At 47.4% G+C, this 10,031-nt stretch carries 6 protein-coding genes; 4 read left to right on the top strand and 2 right to left on the bottom strand.

From position 1 onward, the window contains the following. Positions 1-62: 62 nt before the first annotated feature. On the bottom strand, positions 63-4,901 hold the full coding sequence (locus VN105_RS22670) for a PKD domain-containing protein (RefSeq protein ID WP_325644500.1): 4,839 nt from the start codon (positions 4,899-4,901) through the stop codon (positions 63-65). A 150-nt stretch (positions 4,902-5,051) separates the two neighbouring features. Here VN105_RS22670 and VN105_RS22665 point away from each other — a divergent pair, with 150 nt between their 5' ends. After that, positions 5,052-5,651, top strand: coding sequence for a methyltransferase domain-containing protein (locus tag VN105_RS22665; protein ID WP_325644498.1), 600 nt, complete (start codon positions 5,052-5,054; stop codon positions 5,649-5,651). Beyond that, the gene (locus VN105_RS22660) at positions 5,633-6,322 is read left to right on the top strand and encodes a rhodanese-like domain-containing protein (RefSeq protein ID WP_325644496.1); all 690 of its coding nucleotides are present in this window, start codon (positions 5,633-5,635) and stop codon (positions 6,320-6,322) included. The genes VN105_RS22665 and VN105_RS22660 overlap by 19 nt, the downstream gene beginning before the upstream one ends. Positions 6,323-6,395: 73 nt before the next feature. On the opposite strand, the gene VN105_RS22655 is transcribed toward VN105_RS22660, so the two are convergent. Beyond that, entirely contained in the window at positions 6,396-7,862 is a 1,467-nt protein-coding gene (locus VN105_RS22655) for a carboxypeptidase M32 (RefSeq protein WP_325644494.1), read from the bottom strand. 110 nt (positions 7,863-7,972) lie between these two features. Between VN105_RS22655 and VN105_RS22650 the strand changes: the two genes are divergently transcribed. Beyond that, positions 7,973-9,067 (top strand): Nif3-like dinuclear metal center hexameric protein, encoded by a 1,095-nt coding sequence (locus tag VN105_RS22650; protein ID WP_325644492.1) that lies wholly within the window; start codon positions 7,973-7,975, stop codon positions 9,065-9,067. A 3-nt stretch (positions 9,068-9,070) separates the two neighbouring features. Continuing rightward, positions 9,071-9,823: a zinc ribbon domain-containing protein gene (locus VN105_RS22645; RefSeq protein ID WP_142683668.1), complete on the top strand. Its 753-nt coding sequence runs from the start codon at positions 9,071-9,073 to the stop codon at positions 9,821-9,823. The last annotated feature ends 208 nt before the right edge of the window (positions 9,824-10,031 follow it).

Genomic DNA, 10,031 nt, shown 5'->3' with positions numbered 1-10,031 from the left:
AAATGCGGCGGAGTGCCTGCAAATCAACAACATCGGCATCAAAAAATCCGTCGGGCAGTGTTTTACCTGATCAGGGTAATATTCCCTTTCAGCAGGTTCACAGCGCCTTTATCGCACACCACTTCCACATAGTATACAAATACATCCGGGTTCAGGATAGCGCCTTTGTAACGCCCATCCCATCCGGAAGAGGGATCATTGGTGTTCACACCGGCGCGTTCAAATACCAGTTGTCCCCAACGGTTAAAGATCCTGAAAACGCGGATGGATTGCATGCCCTGACCCCGCACATAGAATATATCATTCTGACCATCACCATTGGGTGAAAAAGTATTGGGGATGAATATATTGCCCTCATTGCATACCAGTTTGATCGCTATATCGTCGGTGCTTTCACAGCCAAACCGGTTGGTTACCTTTACATGGTAAGTGATATCATCTGTTGGGGTAGCCGTTGGCGTTAGACAGTTGTAACAGCTCAGGCCTGTTACCGGTGTCCATTCGGTTTTAATAATGTCTTCACTGCCGGTTACGGGCAAGGGAATAACAGAGCCGGTGGCAATCACCATATCCGGGCCGGCGTTCACTACCGGCGCCGCACGTACGTAAACCCGGGCCAGGGCAGTATCCGTAAAACAGCTGCTGTTATTATCACCTACCACCTGGTAGGTGATAGTGCCGTCCGGGCTGGCTACAGGATCGGCAACATCCGTCCGGTTCAATCCCCTGGCAGGGATCCACTGATAGCGTAAAGCGCCGCCGGCATTCATTTTTACACTTTCACCGGCGCATATTTCCGCATCCTGGGCATATATCCTGAAAGGCTGGGTAACGGTAACGGCTACTTCGCCTGTATTCGTACACCCGTATTCGTTAGTAGCTGTAACGTGATATACGGTATCAATATCCGGTGTTATCTGTGGCGATACGCTGGCCGCATCGGAAATATTATAATCCGTCCAGTTCACTATTACATTGGCGGTGGTATTGGCCTGCAGCTGTAAAGGGGCGCCACGGCAAATAGTGGCGGTAACAGGAGAAGGGTTTAATAACGGCGACGGATGTACGATCATTTCCGCAGTAGCTTCCGACGGGCAGGAACCGTCCCCGTTGGTGATATTCAATACTACCGGTATGGTGCCGGCGCTGTTTAAAAGTATTTCCGGCGGAACAGGCACATCGTATGTTTGCCCGGTACCGAGGCTCCACCGCCATTTGGTGCCCGCCACGTTTTTGCTGTCGCTGCCGGATAACTGTACTTTCCCGGATACACAAAGTGGTGCAATGGGCGCAATAGTTGCTACCGGCTGCGGGGGAATCACCACCGGCAACGTTTTTTCATCTATACAACCATAAGCACTGGTTACCACCAGCTTCACGTTGGTAGTGCCGGGCTGCGGATAATTAAACAACCCGTTTACACCCGTGGCGTTATTATCAGGGTTGCCTGGTACGCCAAAGTCCCAGCTGTTGGTGAAATCCAGCCCAAGCGAATCTTTCGTTAACGTTTTACTTTTATTGGTAAATGTTACTTCACCTCCGCCGCATACCTGGAAATCATTGGTAACAAAATCAGCAGTTGCCTGATCTACAATGATCTTATCATTTCCTTCTGCTTTTACCACGCAACCCTGGTTGTCGAGCAAGGATACGCGTGGATAATAAATACCGGCTTTCGTATAGGTGTGCGGGGGAGATACCGGCGTAGTGGAAGTGAGCACAGTACCATCATCGAAGTCCCACATGTAACTGTCTGTTTTAACAGAGGTGGCGCTGATACTTACATCTAACGGCACGCAGCCTTGTGTTGGTGTGGTTTTCATGGTACCATCTGGTCCTTTGATGGTGATGGGCAACGTAGCCGTACTGGAGCAGCCTCCCTCGGAATATACGGTCAGTACCACATCGTAGGTACGGGCGCGTGCATAGATATGTACATCCGGATCGTTTTTGGAGGAAGTGCCGTTGTCGCCAAAATTCCAGCTGGAGTTCACAAAATCCGTTGAGGTATTGGTAAACAATACTTTCACCGGTGGGCATAGGTCCAGGTCGTCCGGTATAGTAAAAGAAGCTTTTGGATCAGGAACGGTGATCACATTTGTTTTGGTGATTTCATCCGTACAACCGGCGGAGGTAGTCACTTTCAGGGTTACATTGTATTTTCCCGGTGCGCTGTACACCTTCACCGGCCTGTTACCGGAGCCGGTGGTGTTGTCGCCGAAATCCCATGCATAATTCTGGATAGTGCCTTGCGACTGGTCCACAAACGTGAAGGATTTATCAAGACATGCAATATTGGAAGGCGCCATGAAATCGGCCTTCACCCTGTCGAAGCGGATCATCTTTTGTACTTTCGCCACGCAGCTGAACTGATCGGTTACCGTTAATGAAACCGTGTAATCGTTGGCGTTAGTATAGGTATGTTTTATATCAACGGGCTGCGTGGTATAGTTTTCTTTACTGCTCTGATCCCCGAAATCCCATTCCCAGTTAAGAATACTATTGCCGCTGTTTACAGTTGATTTATCAGTAAAGCTGAAGATCTCATCTTTACATCTTTTACCGGTATAATCAAAATCAGGCGTGGCGCCGTTCACATCAATGCTAACCGGCGGTGCATCCCGGGTGCAGCTGTTTTTATCGGTAATAGTGAGCTTAATAGTGAAAGTGCCTGTTTGGTTATAGGTATGTGTAATACCATTGGCCGGATCAAAGTTGTAGGCCGGTATATTTTGTATAGGGCCGCCATCTCCCCAATCCCAGCTGTATTCATTGATGTTTGCATTATTAAGTGGTCCTAACGATATATGAATGCTTTCGCCTTTGCATATTCTTGGTTTATCGGGTGTAATGACTGGTTTTTCATCGATGATGTTAACCGATTGGGTAGTGGTGGAGGTGCAGATGCCATTGTCGATGGTAAGCCGCACCTGTTTCAAACCGGTTGTCTGGTACCTGAAATCCGGATGCTGATCAGTAGAAGTGGCGCCGTTTTCCCCAAATTCCCATAGCCATGTTTTTACCGGAGTAGGAATCGGACCGAAAGTAGAGTTATCGGTAAATTTCCTGTGATAGGGATCTACGCAATCGGGGGCTGTTTCAAACCGTGCAATAGGTGGAATGATCTGTATGTAATTTCGTTTTATTAACTGCTCAATACAGCCGTTGTTGTTTACCGTGAGGATGACATCGTGGTTACCGATCTCATTAAAAGTATGATTAGGATTTTCATCTGTACTGGTACTGTTATCCTGAACAAATGTCCATAGCCAGGAAGTACCGTTGGGAACAGACAGGTTAGTGAACTGCACGGGATCTTTTGCACATGATTTCAATGGTGTGGCAGAAAAATCCACTACGGGTCTTGTACCTGCCATGATAATGGTGGTACCGCTGGCAGTGCATCCGCTGGCCGTTGTTACCGTAACGGTAACAGGGAATGTTCCCTGTGTGGTGAAAATATGATTCGGCCTTGCTGCGGTGGAAGTAGCGCCATCTCCGAAATCCCATTGATAGCTCACAATGGGATCTGTAACATCCAGTTCTGCATAGAAATCTACCGGTAAAGGAATACAGCCTTCGGTGATACTGCGGTAAATACTGAGATTCGGCTTCGCAATGTTGATATACCCGGGCAGTGTGATGGTTTTACTGCAGCCGAAGGCATTGGAGGCAGTAAGACTAACTGTAAAAGACCCTTCGCGGGTATAAGTGTGAGAAGGATTTTCCAGGGCAGAAGTAGTGCCGTCTCCGAAGTTCCAGTTCCAGGAAGTAGCGTCGGCCGACTGTGCGCTGAATTGCGTGGTAAAAGGCGTATTACAGGCGCTGAGTGGTGTAGCCACCGGGTTGATCTGCGGAGCGGGATTAATATGAATAGTTTGCTGTACTTCTTCCAAACAGCTGCCCAGGGTAGCCTGCATTTTTACGATATAGTCGCCCGGTGTGGTAAATTGTTTTACAGCATTGGCAGAAGTTTGTGTGGTTCCATCCGGGAATGCCCAGGTAACCTGGTCCGGAACCGGTTGGGTGGTATTGGTGAAGTTAACCGGTTGATCTGCACAGGGTGCAGAGAAGGTAAATGCCGGTTTTACTTTTTCTATAACGATATAATCTGTTTTGGTGAGCGGAGTAGTACATCCGCCGGAAGTGATGGCGGTTAGTTTTACAGTAAACCGGCCTTCCCTTGTATAGGTGTGCTGGTTGGTGGTGCCTGTTGTACCGTCGCCATAATCCCAGGAATAGGTAACCGGGTCGGGGGAGTTGTTGATGGTATTGTTAAAGAAGGTGACGGTAAATGGCGTTGTGCAGCTTTGTGTTTTGTCTGCTGAGAAAGCGGGCGTAGGTGCGCTTTGTATTTTCACTGGTTCAGGGCCTTTAAATGCCGTACAGCCGTAACTGTTAGTAACGGCGCTTAGCACATTGTAAGTTCCGGCCTGTGTGTAAGTGTGCGTTACATTAGCGCCAACAGCGCCGCCTCCGTCGCCGAAGTCCCAGGTAATATCCGCAATGCTGCCGTCGCCTGGTGTTGAAAGGTCCCGGAATGAAGCCATAAATGGGGCGCATCCGCTGGTATTAGGTATGCTGAAATTGACCACCGGTTTATTATACACCTGGATATCAAGCTGTTTCACGATAACATTAGCGCCATAGGTGGCTGTTAGCTTAACATGATAGATGCCGGGATCCTGGAATGTTTTAGACGGGGTGAGGTCGTTGGTAACATTGGCGCCAAGTCCGAAATCCCATTCTATCTGCTGGTAGCCTGCATCCGCTGTAGCGGTGAAATTCACCAGGAAAGGGGGGCAGCCTGCTTTTTTATCCGCATTGATGGTAACCGATTGTGCGTGAGCAGCCATTGCCGGCAGCAGGCAAAGCAAAATATGTTTTATGACAATCCGCAAATAATAGTGTAGGCTTTTCATGGCATAGGGTGGCGTTAGGCCGTTTCACAGGTATATTCAAGGTATAAAAATAGCAATAATGTTTGGAAAAGCGATGCATTTATGTATGTGGCTGAATGGCCGTAACTTAGCATAAAAAGAACACCGGATATGGATAGTCAGTATTGGAATGACCGCTATCTTAAAGGAGATACCGGCTGGGATATGGGAATGGTGTCGCCGCCTTTAAAGGAGTATATTGATCAACTGGTAGACAGGGATATTCGTATACTCATTCCCGGTGGGGGCAACAGTTATGAAGCCGCCTACCTGGCAGGGCAGGCTTTTGGCGATGTAACCGTGCTTGATATTGCACCGGTATTGGTGGAGCAGTTGCAAAAAACGTTTGCCCGTACCCGTGTGAAAGTGCTGCAGGAAGATTTTTTTGATCATAAAGGCAGTTATGACCTTGTATTGGAACAAACTTTTTTTTGTGCACTCCCACCGTTTCTCAGGGCCAATTATGTGGAGCATATGTATTCGCTGATCAAGCCCGGTGGTCACCTGGCAGGCGTTTTGTTTAACCGTCATTTTCCACAGGAAGGCCCGCCTTTTGGTGGTACGGAGGAAGAGTACAGGAAGTTGTTTTCACCTTGGTTTGATATCAAAACATTACAGCCCTGTTATAATTCCCATCCTGCCAGGCAGGGAGCAGAATTGTTTATTAATTTTATGCCGAAAATAAAGACGATATGGGACGAGTTCTATTAGCCGTTATGATGATGCTCTCGGGCATCACTGCAATGGCACAGGAAAAGGCAGTAGATGCCGCCGAATTTGATAAGGATATCCGGCAGCCTGATGTACAGGTATTTGATGTTCGCACCGCTGGGGAATTTAGTACCGGGCATCTGCCACATGCTTTACAGGCCGATTATACAAAGAAAGCGGAGTTCAGGGAAAGGGTACAATATCTGGACAAGAAGAAGCCGGTGTATATTTATTGCCTGAGTGGTGGCCGGAGCAGCGCTGCCGCTAAATGGATGAGGGAAAACGGTTTTGCAGATGTAGTGGAGCTGGAAGGTGGCATCAATGCCTGGAAGCAGGCCGGGAAGCCGTTGGATGGCGTGGCGGAGAAAAAGCCACAGCTCAGCATAGCTGATTACAATAAGGCGGTGCAGGCAAAAGGGTATGTGCTGACAGATGTAGGGGCAGCGTGGTGCCCTCCCTGTAAACAGATGGAACCGGTGCTGGAAAAATTCTTTCAGAAACATCCGCAGGTGAAAAAAGTATTTGTGGATGGAGGTAATGACCAGGATGTGATGAAGTCTGTAAATGCCGCTAAATTACCGACTTTTATTTTTTATAAAGATGGAAAGGAAATAGCGAGAAAGGAAGGGGTAATGGAATTGGCGGAGCTGGAGAAGCTGGCGTCGTTATAAATCTCCGGTGACATGGGGGCTAAAAAGTAATTGTAAGTCATTTTTAGCCCCATGTCAGATACAGCATTTATTGTTACAATCCCAACCCGTATATCCCGCCATATTTCGTTTTCGCGTATTCCAGGAATTGCCCGAATGCCAGTTGTTTCCCCGTTACTTTTTCACACAACTCGTTTGACGTATAAAAACGTCCGAATGGATGAACGTTGGTACGTAACCATTTCAGCAATGGTTCGTAATTACCGGAAGCAATACCAGCCTCCAGACCGGGCACCTGTTTTTGTGCGGCTGCAAAGAATTGTGCGGCGTAAAAGCTGCCGAGTGAATAAGTGGGGAAATAGCCAAAACTGCCATGCGACCAGTGGATGTCCTGTAACACGCCCTGAACATCATCCGGTACGGTTACGTGCAGGTATTGACGGTAGTATTCATTCCAGGTATGTTTCAGATCTTTTACATCAATGCTGCCATCGATCAGTCCTTTTTCAATTTCATACCGGATCATGATATGGAAATGATAGGTGAGTTCATCGGCTTCCGTGCGGATGAGGGAAGGTTGTACTTTATTAATGGCTTTATAGAATGCATCCAGCGATACATTTCCCAGGTTTTCGGGGAAAAGTTGCTGAAGGCGGGGATAATGATATTGCCAGAAAAGCAGGCTGCGGCCTACATTGTTTTCCCACAGCCGTGACTGGGATTCATGTATACCCAGGCTGGTGGCTTCTCCACAGGGAAGGCCATATTGTTCCGCGGGCAGGCCCTGTTCATAGAGGGCGTGGCCGCCTTCGTGGATACAGCTCCAGGTCATATTACCAAAATCGTTTTCATCGATGCGGGTGGTTACTCTTACATCAAGCGGGTTGAAGCTGGTAGTGAAGGGATGCTCTGAAACATCCTGCCTGCCTGCTTTCAGGTCGTATCCCATATTTTCCAGCAGGGAGATACCGAATTTCCATTGTGCATCGCGGTTGTAATGCAGGTGGAGGAAGTCCTTGTTAACTGCGGGTTGCTGTTCTATCTGGCTGAGCAACGGCGAAAGGGCGGTTTTTACCTCGCTGAAAATGGTATCCAGCATACCGGTATGTGCACCTCTTTCGTATTCATTGAGCAGGGCGTTGTAAGGATGTCCTTCATAGCCGAGAATACCTGTTTCCTGTTTTTTCAGTTCAACCATCCGTGCAAGAGCAGGGGCGAAGAGGGAGTAATCATTGGCTTTGCGTGCTTTTATCCAGGCATGGTAACTTTCGTTGGTGGCTTTGGACATATCTGCCACAAAGGAGGCGGGGTATTTTTTATTCTTTTCAAAGTCTTCTGCAGAAAGAAGGATATTTTTTTGTTCTACCGGTTCCAGACCGGTATCGCCTTTCAGTGCCTGGAGGATGGCGTCCAGCTCAGGGGCGGTAAATAGTTCATGGGCAATAGTGCTGAGGGTAGTGATCTGCTGGCCGCGGAACCCCGCGCCTTTTTCGGGAAGATAGGTTTCCTGGTCCCAGCCAAGTACTGCCAGGGCATTTCTTACGTCCGCAATTTTTTGCATTTTTATTTTGTAATCCGAATATTGTTCTGCTGTAGATTTGCTTCCGGGCATAAAAGATTTTTTTTGCAAATTTAGCTGATGCCGCGAATGAACCATTAATTTTTGCAGATATGAAGATAAAAGAGATCATACAGGCCATTGAACAGTTTGCGCCTTTGCAGTACCAGGAGAGCTACGACAATGCCGGGCTGATTTTCGGGCAGGCCGGTGTGGAGGTGACCAATGCCTTGCTCACGCTGGATGCAACGGAGGCGGTGATTGATGAGGCCATTGCAAAAGGATGTAACCTGGTGATTGCCCATCACCCGATTGTTTTCGGGGGACTGAAGAAGATCAACGGAAATTCTTATGTGGAGCGGGTGGCTATCAAGGCCATTAAGCACGATATTGCCGTTTATGCGGCGCATACCAACCTGGATAACGTGCGTAACGGGGTATGCGCGCAGATGGGGGCTAAATTGGGCCTGGAACAAACCCGGGTATTACAGCCCAAACGGGGGTTATTAAAAAAGTTATACACATTTGTGCCGGTGGCAGATGTGGAGATAGTGAGGGCCGCCTTATTTGAAGCCGGCGCCGGTCACATCGGAAATTACAGCGAATGCAGTTTTAACGGCGCCGGCGAGGGCACCTTCCGGGGGGCGGAAGGCACAGATCCTTATGCAGGCAGACCGGGGGAAAGACATTTTGAAGCTGAAATAAAGTTGGAAGTGATTTTTCCGGTATATTTGGAAGGAAAAATTTTACAGGCGTTATTAGGTAGCCACCCTTATGAAGAGGTGGCATACGATGTGGTAAACCTGGAAAATGCTTATCAGCAGGTAGGTTCGGGATTGATTGGTACCTTGCCGGAGGCAATGGATGAGCTGGATTTTTTACAGTTTGTGAAAAAGCAGTTCCTTACCGGTTGTGTGAGATATACCCCTTTGAGAGGGCGTTCCGTAAAAAAAGTGGCGTTATGTGGGGGAGCGGGCAGCTTTCTGTTAAAACAGGCAATAGCTGCGGGGGCAGATGCCTACATTTCCGCCGATTTTAAGTATCACGAATTTTTTGACGCTGATAATCAATTAATTATAGCAGATATCGGACATTTTGAGAGTGAGCAGTTCACTGTGGAATTATTTTATCATATATTGACCGAAAAATTCCGTAATTTTGCGCCTCTTAAATCTACGATTAAAACAAACCCGGTAAATTATTTATAATACATGGCAACCGTAAAAGAATACTCCGTTGAAGAAAAATTAGCGTCTGTACTCAGATTGCAGAAGATTGATTCCAAGCTGGATGGGATCCAGGTGCTGAAAGGGGAGTTGCCGATGGAGGTAAAAGACCTGGAAGACGAGATCGAAGGCCTGAATACACGTCAGTCTCACATTGAGAATGAAATGAAAGGTATACAGGACTTTGTTGCCAGCAAGAAAAACGCCATCAAGGAAGCGGAAGCGTTGATCAAGAAGTACGAGAAGCAGCAGGATAATGTGAAGAATAACCGTGAGTTCGAGGCCATCACCAAAGAAATGGAGATGCAGGCGCTGGAAATCAAGCTGGCTGAAAAGCATATCAAGGACGCTAACGAAGAGATCAAGGAAAAAAGCCGCGTACTGGAAGTAGCCAAGAAAGCGGTAGCTGATAAAGAAGCAAACCTGAAGCACAAGAAAGGCGAACTGGAAAAGATCATTGGCGAAACAGATAAAGAAGAGAAAGCTTTCCGCAAAGAGAGTGAAGAGGCTAAAACCAAGGTAGATCCCCGTTTACTGCAGGCTTACGAAAAGATCCGCAAAAACTACCGCAACGGTTTGGCTGTGGTAACTGTAGAGCGTGATTCCTGCGGTGGTTGCTTTAATGCCATCCCTCCTCAGCGCCAGGCGGAAATCCGTCAGCACAAAAAGATCATCGTTTGCGAACACTGCGGACGTATCCTGGTGGATAATGATCTGGAAGCTACTGTGACCATCTAATCATCCTGGTATAAACATTTTGAAAAGGACATCCTCAGGATGTCCTTTTTTTATTGGCGTATGTGTATAAAAAAATATACTAATTTATTTAGTTTTGTTTTACTAATTATATTAGCTTTGTGAAGGTTGCCGTTGCGCAAGTACCTTGCGTAGTAGTGCTGTTATTTTGTGGCAGGGAATTAGCTAAACAATACAACTTTAAAAAATG

Origin of the sequence: Chitinophaga sp., assembly GCF_035564935.1 — a bacterium.
Classification (GTDB): domain Bacteria; phylum Bacteroidota; class Bacteroidia; order Chitinophagales; family Chitinophagaceae; genus Chitinophaga.
This window is presented reverse-complemented; position numbering and strand designations above follow the sequence as displayed.